This is a genomic window from Aeromonas sp. EERV15, from assembly GCF_900079845.1.
GTDB classification, from domain to species: Bacteria; Pseudomonadota; Gammaproteobacteria; order Enterobacterales; family Aeromonadaceae; genus Aeromonas; species Aeromonas sobria.
Window position 1 is genome coordinate 1 of the sequence record NZ_FKKY02000133.1, and the last position, 456, is coordinate 456.

Consider the following 456-nt stretch of genomic DNA (forward strand, 5'->3'; position numbering starts at 1 on the left):
GGATCATCCCAGGCGAACCGATGGGCCCCCTGCTGGTCGCCACCCGCGCCGCCTGGCTGCTTTCAGCCCCGGGGGTCGCAGCCGAGCACGCGGAGTTCTACTTCGATGGCGCTCAGCTCTCTCTGCGCAGTGTCGCCATGGTCGCTCCGACCATGGTGAATGGTCAGGACGTGCTCGGCGTCTGGACCCCCCTGGACCCATCGATCGAAGACCTGCTCGGAGGCGCCAGGTTGTGGTTCGGACCAGATCAGTCAGCGGGGGGCTATGCATCCATGAACCACGAACAGATGCTCGAGGACGACGACAACGTGGCGACTCGGGTCGCTGATCAAGCGCAGGAGAATGCCTGGGGTGATGTGAGCGAGATGGTCCGGCGCGGGATGGAAATCTCGAGCTCGCGAGCGCCTGAGCCAGCGATTGCACCTCTGCCTCCCCCCTCTCCGGCCTTCTGGCCAG

The 456-nt window shown here is 65.6% G+C and carries 1 protein-coding gene; it reads left to right on the forward strand.

Going from position 1 to position 456, the window contains the following annotated elements; translation table 11 throughout:
* Window positions 1-20: 20 nt before the first annotated feature.
* Window positions 21-456, forward strand: a 436-nt coding sequence (locus tag BN4575_RS22910) for an FHA domain-containing protein (RefSeq protein ID WP_141689917.1), incomplete at its 3' end; no start/stop codon positions are given.